This is a genomic window from Paenibacillus silvestris, from assembly GCF_009882985.1.
GTDB classification, from domain to species: domain Bacteria; phylum Bacillota; class Bacilli; order Paenibacillales; family NBRC-103111; genus Paenibacillus_E; species Paenibacillus_E silvestris.
This window is the reverse complement of sequence record NZ_WTUZ01000022.1, coordinates 1,195,726-1,216,751: the sequence shown is the minus strand read 5'-3', so window position 1 is coordinate 1,216,751 and position 21,026 is coordinate 1,195,726. Positions and strand designations below refer to the sequence as shown.

The following is a 21,026-nucleotide window of genomic DNA, read 5'->3' as shown; positions in this document are numbered from 1 at the left end:
TATCACCCCTTTATTTTATTGAAGAAGCATATATCACAATAATTCTTAAATCCTCGGGACCGTTATTAATAAGACCGTGGCTGCCGGTTGCACGGCAGACGCTTATGTCGCCGGCCGACATCTCGTATTGGTTGCCATCAAGCTCCATGATTCCGTGACCAGAAATGCAGTAATACCACTCTTCCATGGGATCATCGCTGTTATGTTGGTGATAACCAAACGTAGAACCTGGCGGGATTATATCATCATGAATGAATTTGATATACTGCTTATCGCTTGATGACACCGTTTGAATAATATCCTTTAATTGAAAAGGACCTGTCCCACCATGGCAATTTTGTCGAGTCTCATACGCTTGTGACTTATTGTCGATAAAATCCGTTTTTTTCATAAAGTAACTCCTTTCAAATTTGAGTTATAATCAATATTTCAAACAAATTAATCATAGGTTCGATAAACTGGAATGTAAATGTAAAAAGGCGATATGCTTTATGAAAAATCGATATGAGTGTTACTGCCCCTATCTCGTGAAATCCTAAGATTCTGAATCAACCGCGGCATTCGGAATTGCGATGACTCCTTCTCGAGATGTAAAAAGGCAGACTACAGGGCCAGCACCTGATGCTCGACCAGAGCAATCAGAATCAACCACTAGAGCGCTAACTCCGGTGAAGTCGGCAGAGCGTTCCTCGGGGCAAAGGTAATAAGAAAGAGGCAGTCTGAAACCATAAGGTTTCTTACTGCCCCTCGTTATCAACTCGAATAACCTTACTATTTTATCAATAACACAAGTAAATACTATGTCAAGAACGGGTACATCTGAAATACATTCAAACTTGGATAGCCTCTTATTCTTCATGGACGCCATGAAGGAAAGGAATCGGGGCTAATATACAATAGTTCGTCGGTATCCTGATTCGGAAGTTTGTCCCAGACATCCTTCATGATCCTTCAAAATTGTAGAAGTAAAGCACTGGCAGATGCTAAATAATTAACCCTTTACCAATTTCACTGAAAACTGATGCAAAGCCCACGGCAGCCCTCTAAACGTCAGAATACCTCGGTTTACTAAAATCCAGATTCTATAGGTAATAAACCAATCTCCTACGAGTTGCTGGAAAATATCAAACACCCTAGCGACGATACTTCCGGCTCTTATAAACCCATTCTCATTCTGTTCCTGCTCCTGCTCTAGTTCAGTGACTGCCTTTACAATCACCTCATCCAACATACACATATCACTGCCTTTAACGACACCGTCTTTCCAAATGCGAAGCTCAGAATTTTGATTAGTAAGTTGAAGCCATTCTGATTCGTACAGTCTTCTCTGGCAAGGCTCAAGAGTGAAACCATCATAATATTTTCTTACGAGTTCCTCATAAATCTCTTGGTCGATTTGACCCATTGCATAGGGAATAGCCTTATCTTTGACTTGCAACCCTGAGGCCTCATAGACCTCCGACATGTTAACAACATTAATCTGCTGTTCTCTTTCTCTCAACAAATACAAGACAAAGCGTAAGCCTGTCTGATCATGAGCATTATCTGCGCACCAAATGACGATAGTCTTATTTTCAGGAATACTTTTTACTGCACTTATTATATTCACAAGCTGATGCTCTCTGTTGATATCCTGACCATATCTGTAATCTCTGTTGCGTTCCATCATCCAAAATAGTCTATTTTGCTGGCCAGTTATTGTATCCAAGTCAGAAATTGGCCCTACTGAAAACAACTCATTGAAAGCCATAACTTGCGATACCGTCCGTTTCCCTATTCTACTAAGAGCTACTTTTAACGAACCTGCATCAGAGAGACTAAAAACAAGATGGACGTAATTTTGGAGAGCACTAGACTGTAATTGATGACTTTGAACTACATCTATTTGCCTTTGAATGATTTTCATTAATTCTTCGGAAAGTCTCTTTTCTTCAAGGCTACCTTCTTTATCATAATGATCTACAGTGTTCAGTAAATGATACAAGAACATCCTCAGTTCTTTTTCACCGAATTGATGCAGACTTTCGTAGAGCTTATGCATGTGATACCTCCTCACGGGACCATCCCGTTTTATAATAGCACATATTGGAAATAAACTACTGCGCGGCAGCCAGTTTTGTCCCCCCAGTAAGAAAATAATTTGATAAAATAAAGCCGCAATCAAATGATCACGGCTTTAATTTTTATCTATTTAATTGCTAGGATTATTGCCGACTGAATATAAGTATCTACATTAGCCCCTGGCACCCAATCCTTAATAAATTCTCGAGAATCATCTTTAGGTTCTACGACAATATTCTGAAATCCACTGCTCTGCAGAAATATCGTTACTTCATCTATGGTAGATGCACCTGAAACACACCCTGCGTGTGAATGAAGATCACTTTTTAGTTCTTCTGGAAGTTCAGAGGTCATCACTACATCAGAGATCGCCAAACGTCCACCTGGTTTTAATACACGAAAAGCTTCATTGAATACTTGTTGTTTATCCGGAGACAAATTAATAACACAATTTGAAATAATAACATCAATGGAGTCATTTTGTATCGGCAAATGCTCAATTTCACCAAGACGAAACTCTACATTTTCATATCCATGTTGCAGAGCATTTTGCCGCGCACGACTAATCATCTCTGGCGTCATATCAACGCCATACACTTTACCTGTTTCTCCAACTTGTCTAGATGCCAAAAACACATCGAAACCGGCACCGCTACCTAAATCAAGTACAACTTCCCCAAATTGTAGTGAGGCGATCGCTTGAGGATTTCCGCACCCTAACCCGAGATTTGATCCACTTGGAACAGCATGAAGCTCTTCATTTGAGTATCCTAATTTTGAGGAGACCTCATCTGGCGTGCTGCAGCAGCTTGTTGCTGATTCATTGGAGGAGCAACAGCTTGCACTTGGAATGCTCTCGTTTGCAATCTGTTTGTAGCGATTCCGAACATGTTGACGCACCTCATCATTTTGCACCTGACTCATGGATCATCTCTCCTTTGTTATATCAAAAAATATTGATTAATACTTGGATTAAAAACCCACATAGGTGGGTTACGGGCAACATCCGCTTGATTGATTTTCGCTTTTTCGGAAGATACAGCATAATTCTGGCGAGAGTAACCGGTTAACCTCTTCGTGGTTTAATTCATAATAACTCCAAGTTCCTTTGGTCTCTTTCGTGATCAGATTAGCATCGAGTAATATCTTCAAATGGTACGATAATTTTGACTGCGGCATGTTTACAATGTCAACCAAATCACAAACGCAGACACTTCCTTTTTGAGTGAGCTCATACATGATTTGCAACCGTTTCTGATCTGCTAACGCTTTAAACTGGAGTTCGAATTTCGAAAAATCAACTTGACTCTCCACATTCAAAACAAAAGGAATCTCTTTAATCACAGTAGCTCCCCCCCCTGCCACATTAAATCAAATTTATTTGATGAATTGATCTTAACATATCGTATTTGGAAATTTCAAGGATTAAATCAATTTATTTTGATTTAAAGAACATTCAGAGTTTACAAAACCTTAACTTTATTATATAACTGAATAATTATATGATTATTTACGAATTAAATTAACTCAAATAGTCATGAGGGAAGTTGGGGTTGTGCCAATCTAAAGGAGCGTGTAATTTTGTCCGATATTGAACAATTATCTGAAGTGTGTAAGCTGCTTGGAGACAAAATGAGATTAACGATTCTCTCTCTGCTCAAAGAACGTGAGCTATGTGTATATGAGCTTGTTGAACTCTTACAAACCAGTCAGCCCAATGTGAGTCAGCATATGCGAAAGCTGAAGGCTGGTGGTTTAGTAAAAGAGACCAAAAAGAGCCAATGGGTTTTTTATTCTTTAAATATGGAGGATAAACCCTTTCTGAACGAGTTTTTTCAGTACCTGCCATCCCAAAAAGAAAAAGTGGATGCCATATCTTGCAAAGATCTCAATTGTTGTGATTAGGAGGAACCATGACTTACATTGCGGTACTTATTTTTCTTATTACGATAACTTTTGTTATTTGGCAGCCTAAGGGCCTTAATATTGGTTGGTCTGCGTCTGCCGGTGCTATCCTAGCACTTATCTTCCAAGTCGTGTCTCTTCACGATGTACTGACAGTTACATCCATCGTTTGGAATGCCACGCTCGCTTTTGTCGCAATTATTCTCATTTCCCTAATCTTAGACAATATAGGTTTTTTTGAATGGGCTGCCTTGCATATGGCGAGGATTGCAAAAGGGAACGGACGGCTCATGTTTGTGTACGTCATTTTATTAGGCGCCGCAGTTGCTGCCTTTTTCGCAAATGATGGTGCAGCATTAATTCTAACGCCAATTGTATTAGCGATGGTCCGAGCGTTAAAGCTGCCCGACAAAATGATTTTGCCTTTCATCATGGCAAGTGGTTTCATTGCAGATACAACGTCTTTGCCTTTGATTGTCAGCAACTTAGTGAACATCGTCTCTGCGGACTTCTTCGGTATTGACTTTGTCACTTATGCAAGCCGCATGATTGTCACGAGCCTGTTTTCACTAGCAGCAAGTTTGGTAGTCTTGTACGTTTTCTTCAAAAAGGACATCCCAACGAGTTACGATATGAAACAATTAAAGCAACCTTCGCATGCGATCAAAGATCTTAAGCTTTTCAAAATGTCATGGGTTATCCTTGGAATCCTTCTTGTCGCGTATGTAAGCAGCGGATTCATTAATATTCCTGTTTCCATCATCGCAGGCGTCGTAGCACTGATCTTCATTTTAATGGCTAGATCCAGTAAAGTAATCGAAACAAAACGGGTAATCAAAGATGCTCCGTGGGCTGTCGTCATATTCTCTATCGGCATGTATGTCGTCATTTATGGCCTTAAAAACGTCGGTCTCACCGATGCCCTAGGAACGGTGGTTGAGAACTTAGCAGGACAAGGATTGTTTGTTGCAACAGTAGGAATGGGCTTCTTGTCGGCTATTTTGTCCTCCATGATGAATAACATGCCGACGGTTATGATTGATGCTCTTGCCATTAAAGGTACGAATACAGACGGTATTATACGTGAAGCACTGATTTACGCCAATGTTGTTGGAAGCGATCTTGGACCTAAAATAACACCGATCGGGTCACTCGCAACCCTATTATGGCTTCATGTTCTTTCTACAAAAGGTGTAAAAATCACATGGGGCAATTATTTTAAGACAGGTATCATTCTTACTGTCCCGACGCTCTTGATTACCCTCACTGGGCTTTATTTATGGCTTCACGTCATTCATACAACAAGTGTTAATATTTGGTTGTTAATTGCTGCGATTGCAGTCATTGTGGTGGTCGCCGCGCTAATCATAAAAAACATGTTTAATGCAAAACAAATAAAGACAGGGCACAAAGGCGTTTAAGCCTAGATGATCCTATATAAAAAGGAGAAATAATATTATGGAGAACAAAAAACCGTTCGTATATTTTCTTTGCACAGGAAACTCTTGCCGCAGCCAAATCGCGGATGGATATTTGAAAGCTTTAGGCGGGGACCAATATGAAGTGAAAAGTGCTGGTTTAGAAGCCCACGGATTAAATCCACGTGCAGTTGCAACAATGAAAGAAGATGGTATCGACATCTCAAACCATACGTCCGATGTGATTGATATCGAGATTCTAGGCCGCGCTGATTACATTATTACATTGTGTGGTCATGCTGATGAACACTGTCCTGTTGTCCGGAATGATAAGGCCCAAAGATGGCACTGGGGCTTTGATGATCCTGCCAAAGCAACTGGGACGGAAGAAGAAATTACGGCTAAATTTCGTGAAGTTCGTGATTCCATTAAAAGCCGGATCGAGCAGTTCGTGACAGAAGACAAGACTTCTTCGTGATCCCACCAACTTGCCGTAGGTTTCTTCGCGGCTTATAAAAAAAGCTGAAGTTCCCCCTATTAGGAACTTCAGCTTTTTTATTTAAACCATCCTTTTTTACTAAACCACGTAAACATTCCAAAACCAATTCCGAACATAACCACTAACACGATAAAGTAACCCCACTGCCATTTCAATTCGGGCATATGATCAAAGTTCATTCCATATATGCCTGCAATAAATGTTAAGGGCATGAAGATCGTCGTGATAACCGTTAATGTTTTCATGATCGTGTTCATTCTGTTGGAATTAAGCGAGATATAGCTATCCCGCATATCTGCTGTCATGTCACGGTTGGAATCGATCATTTCAGAGAGCTTCAACAAATGGTCATAAACGTCTCTATAGTAATGTGAAAGTCGATTTATCCCTTCTATGCGTTCTGAATTAATAATTCGATATAGAAGATCTCTCATCGGCACAATCGTTCTCCGCAGTTTTAATAGCTTTGAGCGAATTTCAAATATGTCTTCCATAAGTGCTTGGGTGGATTCCGAATCAACGTTATTTTCAATTTCGTTTAATTGATCTTCAATTTGATAAACACTAGGAAAATATTGATCGACTAACTTATCCATCACCACATAGGAAGCATATAAATGACCTTTTTCAAAGCCCTTTTTCTGCTCAATGATTTTACACCAAGCATCTTCAATCTCTTTCGAATAGTTCAAATGAAAGGTGACAACAAAATTCCCGCCTAAAAATAAGTCCACTTCCTCAGCAGCAAGTGTTTGTTGATTAATGGCATGCATAACGAAAAAATGCACATCTTCATAGTGATCCAATTTTGGTCTCTGCAAAAAATGAAAGCAGTCCTCAATGGCAAGCGGGTGAAAATTGAAATGTTCTTCCAGAAGCTTTGCTTCTTCTTCACTTGGCTCGCTAAAGTCAACCCAATACCACATCATATCGGAACTCGAAAGCTGAGTTATTTGAATATCTCTTATTAGTTCTAAATCGTTTGTTACGGCTAAAGAGCGAATCATTTTAAAAAGACTCCTTAAATAATATGATTTATTGTCTATCCTATTAATTTTATCATATTTTATAAATCAGTTAATTTTTACTGATATTTTAGCGATTTTCGGCTCATTTTCATCATTTTCCTCATAAAAATCAGCAATACATGATTTTACAAAGATGGTTTGCCCAGCTAGAATACCTCTCAATGCGTCACTAAGAGATGACAGGATTCAGGAGGTAATAAGGACTATGTTTTTACACCATTTCGAAACAGGCACAAAAAACCCTACGACGCTTATTTTTTTACACGGAGGCAGTTTGGGAGGCTGGATGTGGCGTCCTCATGTTGATCATCTAACTAAATTCCACTGCATTATCCCGGACCTCCCCGAGCACAGAGGAAGTATACATAGAGGTATCTTCTCCATTCCTAATGCTGCTGAGCATATGGCTGAAATCATTCGGAAAAAGGCTCACGGAAACCGAGCACATGTGATTGGACTAGATCTCGGCGGACAAGTGGCACTTCAATTGAGCGCTACAGCACCTGATCTGGTAGAGAGTATTCTGGTCAGTGGTGTCTGTACGAAACCTTCTATTACGCTAAAATGGATGTCCTACCTGCATAAGTGGATACTTCCGATTAAACATCATGACTGGATCATTCGAGCCAAAATGGATCAATGGGGAATCCCAATGAAGCATTTCGAGGAAGTTCGTAAGGATATTATCATGCAAGACTGGCGCTCATCGATCAGAATTTCGAGAGAAAACCTAGAGTTTCAACTTCCCGACATCACTTCGCGACGTAAGTTTCCACCTCTGCTTGCCATTGCTGGCGAAAGAGAAGGCGTCTCAATTCAACAATCGTTAATTGATTTATGCGCTTCTTACCCGGGTTCCAGGACCTATTTTGTGAGAAGAGCCAAACATAACTGGCCTCTTGAGAAACCTGCTTTATTCTCTAAGACGGTATCGTCATGGATTGAAGGAAATCCATTGCCTGAGATCCTCATAGCAGCCAATCCCAGGTAAGAAAAAGAGTACTTTTATGTTTTTTTTATATATTGGCTGTTGATTCTTTACCCCCTTTTTATACGTTTTAACGTTACAATTAGTCAAAAGGAGAAATATGATGTCTGTCTCTCCCCGCTATTATTTAGGTCTGGTTCCCCATTTGTTTAATCCGATTCATTTAGATTATGAGTGGTTCGGTGTCCTATGGCGAGAAGAAGATAACCGTTACCCGACTATTGTTGGTTATTGGTTTTCTAAAGAAAAGTCCGAAATTACTCAAAGTGTGACTCGATCCGGATTTTCAAAATGGATTGAGAAATCCGATCATCATATCATTACGAATATGTATACGTCCATAAGAAACAAGAAAAAAAAGCAAGATTGGGAGCATAGGACTCGATTACCCATTCTAACTATTTTTAAATCGCCCTGGAGTGAAGTTCCCTCAGGGATGTATATCCTAAAATCCAGAGACACGTTCCCTCTTCATGCTTCAGCTGTATGTAAGAAAAGATTCTTTGTATGGTTGGAACACTCCGCCGTGTGTGAGAATGAGGGAGAGCTTCAATCGTTCATGAAGCGTGTGCAAGAAGATCATCAGATTGAAACCTTAATGAAAAATAGCAGCCTTACCGTGAGGTAAGGCTACTATTTTCATAACTTCTATTCCGTAAGATGATAAGGTACGGTCGTCACAATAACGTTTCTCCGATATAGAAGATGTGCGCGAATTAGCAGACTTGATTGATTATGCAGGATATTGTGCCATCCTTTTTTAGGAATAAATTGAGGGATAATTACCGTGACCTGATAGTTGGATTCACTTGCTTTTCGCTGAACCGTATCAATAAACTTAGTAAGTGGATTAATGATACTCCTATAAGGTGAGTGCAGTGTCACTAGTCGCACATCAGGTTGCCATTTCTTCCATTTCTCTTCAAACATGGCTTCATCTTCCCGCTCAAAAGGAACATAAACAGCAATAATTTGGTGAGGTGAAAGAGATTTGGCATAGTTTAATGAATTCTCTACGACATGTGTGATTCCAGCAACTGGAAGAATGATTACATTCCCTTCAACAGGGACTGCTGGTACACGGTTTGCAAGTCTTAATTGGTCGCCAACAGCCTCATAATGCTTCCGTATGCGATGAAAGAGATAGATGATGATAGGTAAGAAAACCAAGACTGACCACACCTGTGAGAACTTGGTTAAAAAGAACATCATCGTAACGATGAAGCTAATCACAGCACCTGTTGTGTTAATAATAAGTTTTGAAATCCATCCTTTCGGTTTTTCACGAATCCATTTTACCACCATGCCTGTCTGAGAAAGCGTAAAGGGGATAAATACGCCAACCGCATAAAGCGGGATCAGATGCTCCGTCTTACCTTCAAAAGCAAGGATTAAAACGATGGATAAAACGCCCAAAATAATAATCCCATTGGAGTATCCTAATCGGTCACCTCGTATGGTAAACATTCTAGGAATAAACTTATCTTTTGCAAGGTTAACAGCGAGTAAAGGGAAGGCAGAATAACCAGTGTTAGCCGCAAGGATCAATATTAATGCTGTTGTTCCTTGAATGAAGAAATACATAAAATTCCTGCCAAAGGTCTGTTCCGCAATTTGGGAAACAACCGTGACCTCAGCAGCGGGAACAATGCCATAATAAAAGGCTAGATAGACAATGCCAGCAAATAAACCAGCCAATAATGTTCCCATTGCTATCAATGTTCTTGATGCATTATTAGGAGCAGGATCTTTGAAGTTCGGAATCGCATTCGAAATAGCTTCAACTCCCGTTAAAGCAGAACTACCGGAGGCAAACGCTCTTAGAAGTAGGAATAGACTAATGCCAGCAACTGGTGTACCAATTGGCGTATGCAGCTCTGGTGAAATGTGTCCGGTGACAATGTTGTAAATGCCTACACCAATTAGAATGAATAAAGCTATAACGAATAAATAAACCGGATAAGCTAGAATGGATGCAGACTCTGTTACACCTCTTAGGTTCAAAGTTGTAATAAACACTACAAAAATGATAGCAATGATGACATTATGCGAATGTAAGCTTGGGAAAGCTGATGTAATGGCATCCGTACCGGCAGACACACTTACTGCCACGGTAAGTATGTAGTCTACTAATAAAGACCCTCCAGCGATTAATCCAGGATAAATACCCAGATTCTCCTTGGAAACTACATAGGCCCCACCGCCGTGAGGATATGAAAAAATGATTTGCCTATATGACAGGATAAGCGCCAATAATAAGACTAATACGCCGATTGCAATCGGCAAAGAATACCAGATTGCCGTAGTGCCAACGGCAATTAAGACGATCAATATCTGTTCTGGACCATAGGCAACTGAGGATAACGCATCGGATGAAAGTATAGCTAATGCTTTCGTTTTATTAAGTTTTTGCTCCCCTAATTCCGTTGATTTTAATGGTCGTCCAATTAAAAATCTTTTTATAGAAGATAACACTAAAAGATTCACCACCAATTTTGAATTTGTAAGCTACATCGAAAATCATATAAAGTTCATTTTAGGCAAAAGAAAAACACAGGTTAGACCCCTGTGTTTCCATCACAAGTTTACAAACCTCCCTCAATCAACGCTTACGTGGTTAGCTGTCGGATTCGGACAGTGAGAGTTGCCCTACCCGATAGTAAACAATAAACAATAGTCTACCATCAGGATTCACCCCATATGATGTATACCTGTACTAACCAAGCAACATCATCATTGGTTCCCCCGTTTTCCTTGACGGAAATTAAGCGATTATATGTTGATACCGATTTTTAGCGCTTGAACGCTGAATAGTATATTACGCCTGCTGGCTCAATTTGTAAAACTTGTTTTCCCTCTTGATTTCATCATTTTATTTGGAAAAAGCTACTAAACATGCTTATACATCTGATATGCTCTCCAGAGCTTTATTATTTTCGGTATTCGTAAGCTGTTAAAATATATGTGTCAATTTAAAACCCCATCTTTGTTAGAATGGGGTTTTAGTGTTTAAATCGGCATAGGGGTTTTTGTTGGATTGGCATATCCCTTTTTATAAGTAAGATCAATGGTTTCACGAATTTCTTTTAATGATTTTCCATCCTGTTTCATTTTGATGGACTGGACAGCAATTTGTAAGCAAACTCCGCAACGAGTACCATGGTCATCCCATACAACTGATCCATCTTTATTAACTTCCTTTACAAAACAGTTCATATTGCTGGTATGACCAGCACTTTCTCCACAACCACAATAACAGGGTATCCACTTTAATATTTCAGTAGCCTGCCCTGATGCTTCGTAGACTAATCGAATTTGTTCGGCTTGTCCATTCAAGAAGGTCGGTAATACTTTAGCTGATGCCGTTTTCTCTTGCACATCACCACTAGCATGTTCTTGATGACCTGAATGATCGTCGTCTGAGATAACTTTTTGTGAACCACATGCCGTAAGGACAGTCGCCATAGATAATACAATCATCATTTTCTTTATCGAAAGTTTCATACCTTCACCTCATATATTAACTGCCCCTAATATAACATAATTTGTCTATCCCGGATTAAAATTAGGCAAAAAAACTGCACCCCCATTGTTAGTTGTGTCTAACAAATGAGGTGCAGCTCCTTATGATTTATAACCGTCAACGATTAAGTCTAACTTTCCAGTTTCCGGGTCGATTACAAGACCGTGAACCGGAATGTGTTTTGGCAGAAGTGGATGGTTCTTAACCTTTTGCACGCTTCCTTTGACGGAATCTTCAACACTATCGAAACCATGCAGCCACTGTTCCAAATTAATTCCTGAACTTTGGAGGGTGTCGAGCGTATCGGAAGATATGCCGTTCTCCTTCATTTTATTGATCGTTTTCCCAGGGTCAATACAGCTCATCCCGCAATCATGATGTCCGACTACAAACACTTCATCGGCATTTAATTCATAGACAGCGACAATTACGCTACGCATAACGCTGCCAAATGGATGCAAAACAATCGCTCCAGCATCTTTAATGATTTTGGAATTTCCATCCTTAATATTTAATGCTCGAGGAAGGAGCTCCGTAAGTCTTGAGTCCATACAAGTGATAACAACCATTTTTCTGTCTTTGAATCTAGACGTTCTATATTTTTCAAATTCCTTCTTCTCTACGAACTCCGAGTTAAATTGCAACATATCATAAAGTCGATCCAAGCTATTCACCTCAATTTCTCTCTTTATAGCTTATAATCTTATCATAACCTGCCAAGTAACCTCAACCTGCCAAACATCATACTTTTCATATCTCAGAGTACGTGCTCTTCAATTTGTGCACAAATGCCCACTCCATTGCATATGGTGGAAGCAATGTATGATCCGTTCACTCGGAGCGTATAGACCCAACTTTAATGAAAAAGGAGATTATCATATGTGGAATAGCTTCTTACCATATCCCAATAATCGACGAGGGATTTCAAACATTTTACAATGCATGAATAAATGGGTGAGCATCCAATTAGTAGATGGGACTAATTTGCAGGTCTACGTGACCTCTGCCGATTTCAACTCTGCAACAGGATTTTTAACCCACCAATCTTATAACTCCTTAATCTGCAACGGGGCTGCCATTCACAATTCTCAACAGGCAGAGGCTTGCAAAGATCAATGGGTCCAGCTTGTTCTTCCCAATCATATGTCGCTCTCGTTTTACTTGACTCATTATAATGATCAAATGGTCGGGGGCAGTTTCCAAACGACTCAGCTTTTCGGGCTATCAAACCAAGTCGCTTCCGTTCAATGTTGAAATATATTAATAAAACGAAGCAGGACTTTTGACCTAAAGCTAGTAATTATATGAATATGATTATTACTTTAGAGGGTGCAAAATGGATTTTTTATCGTTTGTTGACATAACGTTATTTTTCCTCTTGTTTGCTTTTTTTGTATATATATTTGCTTCAGTTACAATCACTAACCTGCACAAAGTTTATTTAACATTCCATTTTTCTATGATGTTATGGCCGATCTGCCAGTTTGCCATTAAAACGATGGACACTCCCAAGGTTCAATTATTTTATCTAAAAGCATCTTTTATTGACATGTGCCTGATTGCCGTTGGTTGGCTTCTTTTCACAATTTTTCTCACAGGTCATTCGCTATTTCTGAGAAAGAAAATGTCCGTATTGCTTTTTGTTCCGGCTATACTTGTAGCTGCCTGCGTGATAGTCAATCCAAATGGTAGGTTCGTCCTACCTTTGCAGGGTAGTTACATCCAAAGATCTTATGGCCCACTTTTTTGGTATAGCCTTACTATCTTGATTGGCTATATTATAGTTTCGTTATATATGATGAGAAAAGCGCTAATATCCAACAAGGGACCTCGTATCAAAACACAGGTTAAGCAAGTGCTTAGAGGAATTATCGTAATGACGGTATTCATATTTTTAGATATATTCTTAAATGTTGTCCTACGTTCATCTTTGCCCGCCATCCCAGGATTGACATCAGTTGGCATTCTACTATCTGTTATTTTCTTTGTCATTGCCATTCATCGCGATAAAGCATTTGATCTTGTGAAAATAGCCCATCAAGATATTATTGATACCATAGATCATGGCATTCTGGTACTTGATGATCATGAAACCGTTATAGAAATAAATCGGTCTCTACGTCCTCAAATTGACTTGCATATAGGTTCCCGTTTCGATATGGCAAACCTTCTCTCCAAAGGGCAGTCTAATGGCCATATTGATGTATTCCTTCACACGTACCAATGGAACCCTCTGAAGCGAACTCAAATCGAAATGAAGTTCCCTAATGGACGCCATATCCATATTCAAACCGCGCCTATCCATGTGGATCGTGAATTGGTTGGACGAGTAGTCACCTTTCAAGATGTGAGTGAACTTCATCGCCTCATTGATGAAACGAACTTTCAGAACGAAATCCTGCAAGAACGTAACCAATCGCTCATTTTAATACAAGATGAACTGTCTCAAACAAATCAGAAACTCGAACAGATGGCAATAACGGATGGACTCACAGGTGTTTATAATCGCCTCTACCTGACACAAAAGTTAGAGCACGAAGTGATGAATAATCTCAAGTATCACATGCCGTTTGCGGTAATTTTATTAGATATCGACTATTTTAAATTAATCAACGACAATTATGGCCATTTAGTCGGTGATCAGATGATACATAGCACTGTGGAAGCAATCAAACAATCCCTACGACAAACTGACATTTTGGCTCGTTATGGCGGGGAGGAATTTATCATTTATTTACCGCAAACGAGTCAATCACAGGCAAGTCTCTTAGCTGAACGTGTCAAATCCACCGTTGAATCCAATCAGATGACAGTTAAAAATATACCTCATTCTTTATCGATTACTATCAGTATGGGATTACTAACCATTAATAATTTCGCCTTCGAAAGTCTAAGAAATCCCAGTACCTATTTAAACGAATTACTTGAATCAGTGGATAAAGCCTTATATAGGGCCAAAGAAGAAGGTCGTAATCGGATTGTCAGTATCGTAAGATAATTTAAATTTTTAATAATCGACACGTTAAAGGGCTGCCACAGGGCAGCCCTTCTTCATCCTATCTATTAAGCTAGTTAGCGTCATCCTCTATAAGCGCTAATCTAACCGCCATATATTGACGCCCAGGAAGTTCAACACGGAACGAGCCCCTGAAAGTACCAGGTACCTGCGTTATCGTCATATTCCATGTATCAATGACTTCTACACGATAGGAGACATCGGACTCGTGTTTGAAATGCCGGTAACGCGGCTGATTGAAACCAAAGTAATACAAGTAGTATTCATCCTTCACGCCTGCACAAGGCAAATCCCAGGAAGAAGGCAGCGGATTCAGTATGCCTCCTGGACTTTGTTCAATAATTCGGCGTAGGAAAGTGATTCTCTCAGGACTTGTACCTGTAAGTTCGCCTCCCTTTGACCACCATAGTACTTCCTTCTCATTGTAATAGGTCTCTCCATGGCCCACATAACCTCCACGAACGGCACCTTCCCAACATCTTCGGGTTAATTCTTCCCCCGTGATGTTGCCCCAACCGTGATCGATATCCCCTTCATAAGCACATTCGTCTACGATAATCGGCATATTCCACTTGTTACGCCATTCATTCGTTTCTTCTGCCGTTTTATACATGTCGATTCGTTGTATACTACAATGAGTTACCCAAGGTTTGTTATAATCGTAGAATCGAAGACAATTATGATTAGAAATGAGATGACCAATCGGATCGTTTGATGTCACGATTCCAGCAAAGTACTCCCAGTCATCCTCTTTTTTGGAAGCCATTATATCAAATTCATTTGCTAGTGACCACCATACATTCCGGTATGCTGCAAGACGTGCTGTGATATATCGAAGATATCTCTCATCGACTTCCAAAGGCATCTGTGAGAAACCCCATCGATCATAGGGATGGAATAAAATGAGATCTGCCTCTATACCGAGCTTTCCAAGATCAGTGATCCTCTTCTCAAGATGCTGGAAAAATACCGGATTAAATCGGCTATAGTCCCATCCTTCTTCCAGTGATCCTTCGAAAGGATAGTACATGGGCTCGTTAGTATTAAACTGATAGGATTTCGGGAATACGCACATTCTCAGCTTATTAAAAGGGGAAGCCTTCAACGTCGACAGTGTTTGTTCTTCAAGACTAGCCGTCTGATGTGTCCAGGCATAGCAGGTTGTACCTACCGGTAGATATCTGACGCCGTCTGCGTATGCAAAATGGTATGTATCACTTACTCGAACGGGACCATGATTATCTGGAGATGATGCTACACAGACAAATGAACCTGCCTGTCCATCCAGCAACATGGCATTACTGGAAGTGCGATAGCTCCAATATCCTTGGGTTGTCGGCATGAATCGCATACGAAATACGCCTCCGCCATCATAAAATCCCTTCACACTGACGGAATGGTCACCTGAGCAGAACTCGGCGGATAGTGATACTGCAGTGAAAGGATTTCCGTCATATGAAGCATAGAACACAAGCTCAAAGATATCCCATTGTTCAACTTGTTCATATGTTTCAGGATCTAAGGGTGAAGACGGAACGTTTGTTGGCCTGTTTTGAGCGAAAGTCATAGGTTTGCCTCTCCTCTAAAAGTTACTCTCAACCTTGTTGAATCGAAAAAAATCAAAATCAACATGCCCGCCAACCTGCTTGGTTGCATAATGAAACAACCCAATCCGGTAGCCCATAAAATGATCCAAGGTATACTTCATCTTCAGGGAAGCCCCGATTTGCTTCCATTCTTCACAGTCGGTTGAGTAGTAAAAGCTTGCGAGATCCATGCTATTTTCAAAATCAAAATGAATTTTCAAGTAAATTAAGCTTTCCCCGTACGGAAAACGCTCGACCGTTTCTTCCCTACCGTCGCCTCCATTGATACACATCGCAACATATCGCTCGCCGTTCGCTACAGCTTGAATACCGACTGTTCCGAAATGACTTTGAAGTGCAACCATTCCAGCATGATCACCCGGCTTCATATGGGAAACATCCACTGCCGTAATGCCGATACATACAGGACCTTCCGTCCGCTGCGTCAATGTATTGCGTGCAAGTAGGACACTACTGGTAACATTTCCCGTCTCTAATCGCAACCAACCAGGACGCGTGATCACAGACCACAGACGGTTATCCGGATTATGATTCCATTGCCAATTAAGAAGCAATTTATTTGCGTTATAGTCAAACTCATCGCTAATGACCAATTGCGTAGGTGCCGTACTCGGGAGTTGCGCCTGGAAGGAAACTTGGGCTTTACCTTCCAACCCAATGACCGGCCAGTCCTCCACCCAAGTAACTTGAAGCACAATAGGAATTCTTCCCACAGCATCATGATCTTGAAATAATAAGGCATACCACTCATCCTGCGGTGTATCAACAATGCCTCCTTGAGCGATACCATGATTGCGGTAACCCATGTCGTCGTCAAGAATCACTTTATGTTCATAAACACCGAGCAACTCTCTGGAACGATAGCACAGTTGTCTACGACGTCTATTTCCTGTACTGGGCCATTCAATGAAAAATAAATAATAATAACCGTTCAACTTATAGGCATGGCATCCCTCGCATCGCAACATGATACCGTCACGTTCCGTCTCGAAGAGATCCTGATGGATACCTCCCGGTTTTAAAGCCATCACATCCGATGTCAACTCAGTAATGCGAATACGCCCGTTGCCGTGAATGACATACACACGGTCGTCGTCAAACAGCAGACTTGGATCATGATGGATTCCTGCAATGACAGAGCGCTCCCACTTTCCGTTATCGATATCTGTTGTCCGGTATATGTAGAAGCGGTTCATATCATTACTTGAAAAGCACACATAGAACATGCCATTATGATGCCTTAGGCTTGCAGCCCATGATCCTTTACCGTAAATGCCTCTCCCATCCAGCAAATTGTTGGCGTCGTTATCCTCTAAGGTATCGTAAACGTAGTTCACGATCTTCCAATCCATTAAATTCTCTGACCGCATAATCGGGCATCCAGGCATTACATGCATGCTTGTGCTAACCATATAGTAGGCTGTGCCTACTCTAATGACACAAAGGTCCGGAACATCCGCCCAGATGATTGGGTTCGTTATCGTCACATTCCCCATCGCTAACTCTCCTTATACTTAAAAAAGCTGATCCCAATACGCTTATTTCCTTACAATCTCACGATACTCCGCTGGCGTCATGCTGGTTGATTTTTTGAAAAATCGAGTAAAAGAGTGTGGGGTTTCATACCCTACCTGAACGCCCACTTCAGCAATTTTAAGTTCATCTTTCTTCAGCAAATTTTTGGCTTTCTCCATTCTAACTTCATCAATATATTCAGATAGATTAATGCCACTTTCCTGTTTAAAAAGTCGAGATAAGTAGGATGGGTTGAAGTGTATCACACTAGCTAAACGAACGAGAGACAAATCATCACCCAGGTGCTCCTCAATATATAACCGGATCTTCTCTATCACCGCTGCTGCTCTATTGCGTTCTACACTCAATCGAAGATTGAACAAGGACTCTGCGGTCTGTTTCAAAAACTCGTAGCTATCTTGCCAAGATGAATGCCTGTCTCTTTGCATAAGCCCGGTTGTTCCAACCTTATCGTGCAGCTCCCAACGGTTAATATACGATAATAAGCAGAGTGCAATCGTGTAATACAGTTCCAGTGCAAAAGGTCCTCCATTTCCTCGCTCATCGAAAGCCGTTTTCATTAGTTCGTTGAACAGATGGAGAAAACCCTCTCTATTCCCACCTTCTAGATGAATCGCCAAAGACTCCGCTTTTTCTCTTAGCGTTCTTGAGTTGGCCGCTGTTCCAATGGTTCCCAGAGTGACTGTTTGTACCATCTGGGCACCGTCACCCGCTCGCCAGTACTGCTCACTTCTCATTCGATCGTATATCTCTGACAGTTGCTTCCATTCGCAGGTATCTGCGCAAATTGTAATGGCAAAAGTAACTCCCAGAGCATCATGACAGGCTTGCTGCATAAGCTCAAATTGACCCTCTAGAAATTTGACCGTGCGGGCATAGGCTTCGTCCAGTTCCGTTACTTGGCCATGCTTTGGTTGAACAAGCCAGACGAGACCGCCATAATGATCAATGATTCCAAGACGATCTGTGCGTTCAGCCAAGAATGTCTCTGCCAAAAATTTGACAGCAAGTGCCGCATTCTGGCTTTCCGCAAAGGAATGGTACATGTTCGTACGCTGCATGTCAGCTACCGCAACAAGGATGGGCAAAGCTGGATCAAGAGCAATGCCGAGATTACGAAAATCAACTTCTAATTCCTCCGTTGTTCGTGTCCCTTGAAGCAAATATCGGAAATAATTCCCTTGAGCAAGGGTTTCGAGAGTAGTGAGCTTCTCTCGTGATTGCTTGACTAGATCATGGAACTTTAAGCTGCTTTCCAGTTCTTGAATCGCATCTGTTACGGCCTTGATGATCTTATCGTATTCTTCACTCTTGAGGAGATAGCTAACTCCGGGTGATTGAATCGCTTGGTAGACATAATCAAAATCATTATATCCCGTCAAAAAAATGACTTTGCAATGCGGCCAACTACTCCGTATGTTTCTCATGAGCTCGAGACCATCCATCCCGGGCATACGAATATCGGACAACACAATGTCCACTCTTGTCGTATTCATCCAATCCAGCGCTTCTTCACCGGAATAAGCTTTATACAAATCAAGATTCAAATTTAGTTGGCTAAATACGTCAAACAGCCCGTCTGTAATGATTTCCTCATCATCAACGATCAGCATTCTAATCATGAGCATCACCACCTTGAAAAGGAATAGAAATGATCGCTTTCAATCCCCCCAGCTCGCTTCGGCTTATTCGTAGACCGTATGCTTCACCGAACGTCATTTTGACACGGCGATGAATATTCACCAAGCCTGTCGTCTCCGCATGTTCATCACCGTTATCCAGCGTATCCGAGATACGCTTCAGTGTCTCATCCGTTAAGCTATCACCATTATCTTCCACAATAATACGTATCTCGGCCTCTTCGAGCTCAAAGTGAATTATCATACGTCCACTGCTTTTCATTTGTTCCAAACTGTGTTCAAAGGCATTCTCGATAATCGGCTGCACAATTAAACGTGGTACTGACACCTGTTCAATTGCCCGTGGAGTAGCGTCGAATTGCACCCGGATGCGCCGTGAGAAGCGTAGTTCCTGAATCTCCGTGTACATTCTGGCATGGTGAATTTCTTGTTTCAGCAGCACCTCGTCAGAAGCATTCCTGGTAACAAATTGGAAATATTCACCAAGCTGTGTGACGAACTGTCCGATTCGTTCAACGTCTCCAATTTTCGCCATCGTCCTCAGGATAAAGAAGCTGTTGTATAGAAAATGAGGGTTAATCTGTGATTGAAGCTGTTTCAGCTCCGCTCGTTGTGTCATAATCTTCTGCTTATACACTTGATCGATCAAAGAGCCAAGATTGGTGACCATTTGGTTAAATCGGCCATACAAGTAACCAAGCTCATCCTTAGACTCATGATGAATGTTCACATCCAAATCCCCATTTTCCATGCGTCGAAAGCTTTTAACTAGCGTTAACAACGGCTTATGAATAAATTTGTAAGTGGAGAATGCATAAATGGCAATGATGACAACAGCAACGAAAATAAATAACCATGCCCACAGATAAAACTTGTCCAGTGGCTTCTTAATAATTTGCTCAGGAATAAACCGGTAAATAGACATATTTAAATAGTTAGAACTTGCAATTGCAGTATAGTAACGGCTTCCCGAGATGGTAAAGGTCCCTGTACGATGAACTGGATCTTGTTTGATTTGCGCAATGGTGGCCGGTATATCTTGCCATATGCTCTCTATAGATCCACTAGTGAGAATAACACTGCTATTCTCCTTACTCATCAATGTTCCACTTCCGGGATAGGTGTTGAACTGGTCTAACGCCTCCTGAAGTCTCTCTTGATCCATTTCGATTTCAATGATGAACAATGGTTGATTTCCATTGGTCACTCCCTGCTTCGCGGCACTCACAAATAATCCGCCATTCCACTCCATAATCTGGTTATTCCTACTACTTAAAGCCGAGCGCAAGCCATTGTACCGTTCGGTATCAAACTCGCTTGGGCCATTGGCGGAAGAAATCGTTTTGGATATCGGATAAATATGAGCACTAACATTTTTAATATAAGGAGAACTGTTTTGAATGGCATAAAGCCGTTTCCGCAGCGAGTTAATTTTTTCCGTGCGTTTAAACACATCCATCGTGTCCCAAGTCAGCGTCAGCTCGTTGAGATCTTCATCCTCAATAACGCCAAACTGCAGCAGCTTCATCCGTTCTATCTCTTTCTCAAGATCGGTTACATAGAAGGTTAGCTGGGATACTGCCGTTTTGGAGATATCTTCGCTAGCCGTCTGGACGATCCAGTTATACAGGTAGACACCAAATAATAAAATGGGCAGCATGATAAGCAAAAAAGTGCTGAGCAGTCGAAGAAAAATCGTGTTCCGCAAAGTGAATGGCTGACGGTTGATCAAGGTGCAAGCCCCCAACTTTTTTCTTCCATTATAGCCTGAAGTTTGTAGGTTTCCCAAGCATTTTCCTTAGGAA

General features: G+C 41.0%; 19 protein-coding genes and 1 riboswitch. Of the genes, 7 read left to right on the top strand and 12 right to left on the bottom strand.

Features of this window, described 5'->3' with window-relative positions; all coding sequences use genetic code 11:
* Positions 1-10: 10 nt before the first annotated feature.
* The 4 genes from GQF01_RS25725 to GQF01_RS25710 all read right to left on the bottom strand — a co-directional run bounded on the left by GQF01_RS25725 (position 11) and on the right by GQF01_RS25710 (position 3,381).
* Positions 11-391 carry a cupin domain-containing protein gene (locus tag GQF01_RS25725; RefSeq protein WP_161409736.1) on the bottom strand — a complete coding sequence of 127 codons (381 nt, stop codon included), beginning with the start codon at positions 389-391 and terminating at the stop codon, positions 11-13.
* Between the two features lie 600 nt (positions 392-991).
* Positions 992-2,041, bottom strand: a complete 1,050-nt coding sequence (locus tag GQF01_RS25720; RefSeq protein WP_161409735.1) for a DUF1835 domain-containing protein — start codon at positions 2,039-2,041, stop codon at positions 992-994.
* A gap of 146 nt (positions 2,042-2,187) precedes the next feature.
* Positions 2,188-2,985: an arsenite methyltransferase gene (locus GQF01_RS25715; protein ID WP_161409734.1), complete on the bottom strand. Its 798-nt coding sequence runs from the start codon at positions 2,983-2,985 to the stop codon at positions 2,188-2,190.
* A 69-nt stretch (positions 2,986-3,054) separates the two neighbouring features.
* The gene (locus GQF01_RS25710) at positions 3,055-3,381 is read right to left on the bottom strand and encodes an ArsR/SmtB family transcription factor (protein ID WP_235960492.1); all 327 of its coding nucleotides are present in this window, start codon (positions 3,379-3,381) and stop codon (positions 3,055-3,057) included.
* 261 nt (positions 3,382-3,642) lie between these two features.
* Between GQF01_RS25710 and GQF01_RS25705 the strand changes: the two genes are divergently transcribed.
* The 3 genes from GQF01_RS25705 to arsC are packed head-to-tail and all read left to right on the top strand — an operon-like array spanning position 3,643 to position 5,862.
* Complete coding sequence (locus GQF01_RS25705) at positions 3,643-3,966, top strand: ArsR/SmtB family transcription factor (protein ID WP_161409733.1); 324 nt, start codon at positions 3,643-3,645, stop codon at positions 3,964-3,966.
* A gap of 8 nt (positions 3,967-3,974) precedes the next feature.
* Positions 3,975-5,387 carry an arsenic transporter gene (locus GQF01_RS25700; RefSeq protein ID WP_161409732.1) on the top strand — a complete coding sequence of 471 codons (1,413 nt, stop codon included), beginning with the start codon at positions 3,975-3,977 and terminating at the stop codon, positions 5,385-5,387.
* 37 nt (positions 5,388-5,424) lie between these two features.
* Positions 5,425-5,862, top strand: a complete 438-nt coding sequence (gene arsC / locus GQF01_RS25695) for an arsenate reductase (thioredoxin) (RefSeq protein WP_161409731.1) — start codon at positions 5,425-5,427, stop codon at positions 5,860-5,862.
* A gap of 77 nt (positions 5,863-5,939) precedes the next feature.
* Here the strand turns inward: arsC and corA are convergent, their stop codons facing one another.
* Positions 5,940-6,890 carry a magnesium/cobalt transporter CorA gene (gene corA / locus GQF01_RS25690; protein ID WP_161409730.1) on the bottom strand — a complete coding sequence of 317 codons (951 nt, stop codon included), beginning with the start codon at positions 6,888-6,890 and terminating at the stop codon, positions 5,940-5,942.
* Positions 6,891-7,116: 226 nt separating this feature from the next.
* Here corA and GQF01_RS25685 point away from each other — a divergent pair, with 226 nt between their 5' ends.
* Together GQF01_RS25685 and GQF01_RS25680 are read left to right on the top strand one after the other, a co-directional pair.
* Positions 7,117-7,902 carry an alpha/beta fold hydrolase gene (locus tag GQF01_RS25685; RefSeq protein WP_161409729.1) on the top strand — a complete coding sequence of 262 codons (786 nt, stop codon included), beginning with the start codon at positions 7,117-7,119 and terminating at the stop codon, positions 7,900-7,902.
* A 100-nt stretch (positions 7,903-8,002) separates the two neighbouring features.
* Complete coding sequence (locus GQF01_RS25680; RefSeq protein WP_161409728.1) at positions 8,003-8,527, top strand: hypothetical protein; 525 nt, start codon at positions 8,003-8,005, stop codon at positions 8,525-8,527.
* 20 nt (positions 8,528-8,547) lie between these two features.
* Here GQF01_RS25680 and GQF01_RS25675 read toward each other — a convergent pair whose 3' ends face one another.
* The 3 genes from GQF01_RS25675 to GQF01_RS25665 all read right to left on the bottom strand — a co-directional run bounded on the left by GQF01_RS25675 (position 8,548) and on the right by GQF01_RS25665 (position 12,087).
* Positions 8,548-10,374, bottom strand: coding sequence for an APC family permease (locus tag GQF01_RS25675; RefSeq protein ID WP_161409727.1), 1,827 nt, complete (start codon positions 10,372-10,374; stop codon positions 8,548-8,550).
* Between the two features lie 116 nt (positions 10,375-10,490).
* Positions 10,491-10,680, bottom strand: a riboswitch (cyclic di-AMP (ydaO/yuaA leader).
* A gap of 228 nt (positions 10,681-10,908) precedes the next feature.
* Complete coding sequence (locus GQF01_RS25670; RefSeq protein ID WP_407945426.1) at positions 10,909-11,364, bottom strand: PCYCGC motif-containing (lipo)protein; 456 nt, start codon at positions 11,362-11,364, stop codon at positions 10,909-10,911.
* 159 nt (positions 11,365-11,523) lie between these two features.
* Positions 11,524-12,087 (bottom strand): beta-class carbonic anhydrase, encoded by a 564-nt coding sequence (locus tag GQF01_RS25665; protein WP_161409725.1) that lies wholly within the window; start codon positions 12,085-12,087, stop codon positions 11,524-11,526.
* A gap of 289 nt (positions 12,088-12,376) precedes the next feature.
* On the opposite strand from GQF01_RS25665, the gene GQF01_RS25660 reads away from it, so the two are divergent.
* Positions 12,377-12,676, top strand: coding sequence for a hypothetical protein (locus tag GQF01_RS25660; RefSeq protein ID WP_161409724.1), 300 nt, complete (start codon positions 12,377-12,379; stop codon positions 12,674-12,676).
* A gap of 82 nt (positions 12,677-12,758) precedes the next feature.
* Positions 12,759-14,420 carry a histidine kinase N-terminal 7TM domain-containing diguanylate cyclase gene (locus GQF01_RS25655; protein WP_161409723.1) on the top strand — a complete coding sequence of 554 codons (1,662 nt, stop codon included), beginning with the start codon at positions 12,759-12,761 and terminating at the stop codon, positions 14,418-14,420.
* Positions 14,421-14,490: 70 nt separating this feature from the next.
* Here GQF01_RS25655 and GQF01_RS25650 read toward each other — a convergent pair whose 3' ends face one another.
* Genes GQF01_RS25650 through GQF01_RS25635 form a run of 4 tightly spaced genes read right to left on the bottom strand, consistent with a single transcriptional unit; the run spans position 14,491 to position 20,953 of the window.
* Positions 14,491-16,005 (bottom strand): DUF5605 domain-containing protein, encoded by a 1,515-nt coding sequence (locus GQF01_RS25650; RefSeq protein ID WP_161409722.1) that lies wholly within the window; start codon positions 16,003-16,005, stop codon positions 14,491-14,493.
* A gap of 15 nt (positions 16,006-16,020) precedes the next feature.
* On the bottom strand, positions 16,021-17,541 hold the full coding sequence (locus GQF01_RS25645) for a glycoside hydrolase family 43 protein (RefSeq protein ID WP_161409721.1): 1,521 nt from the start codon (positions 17,539-17,541) through the stop codon (positions 16,021-16,023).
* Positions 17,542-17,583: 42 nt separating this feature from the next.
* On the bottom strand, positions 17,584-19,203 hold the full coding sequence (locus GQF01_RS25640) for a response regulator transcription factor (protein WP_161409720.1): 1,620 nt from the start codon (positions 19,201-19,203) through the stop codon (positions 17,584-17,586).
* Positions 19,196-20,953 carry a sensor histidine kinase gene (locus GQF01_RS25635; RefSeq protein ID WP_235960262.1) on the bottom strand — a complete coding sequence of 586 codons (1,758 nt, stop codon included), beginning with the start codon at positions 20,951-20,953 and terminating at the stop codon, positions 19,196-19,198. Before GQF01_RS25635 ends, GQF01_RS25640 begins: the two co-directional genes overlap by 8 nt.
* Positions 20,954-21,026 lie beyond the last annotated feature (73 nt).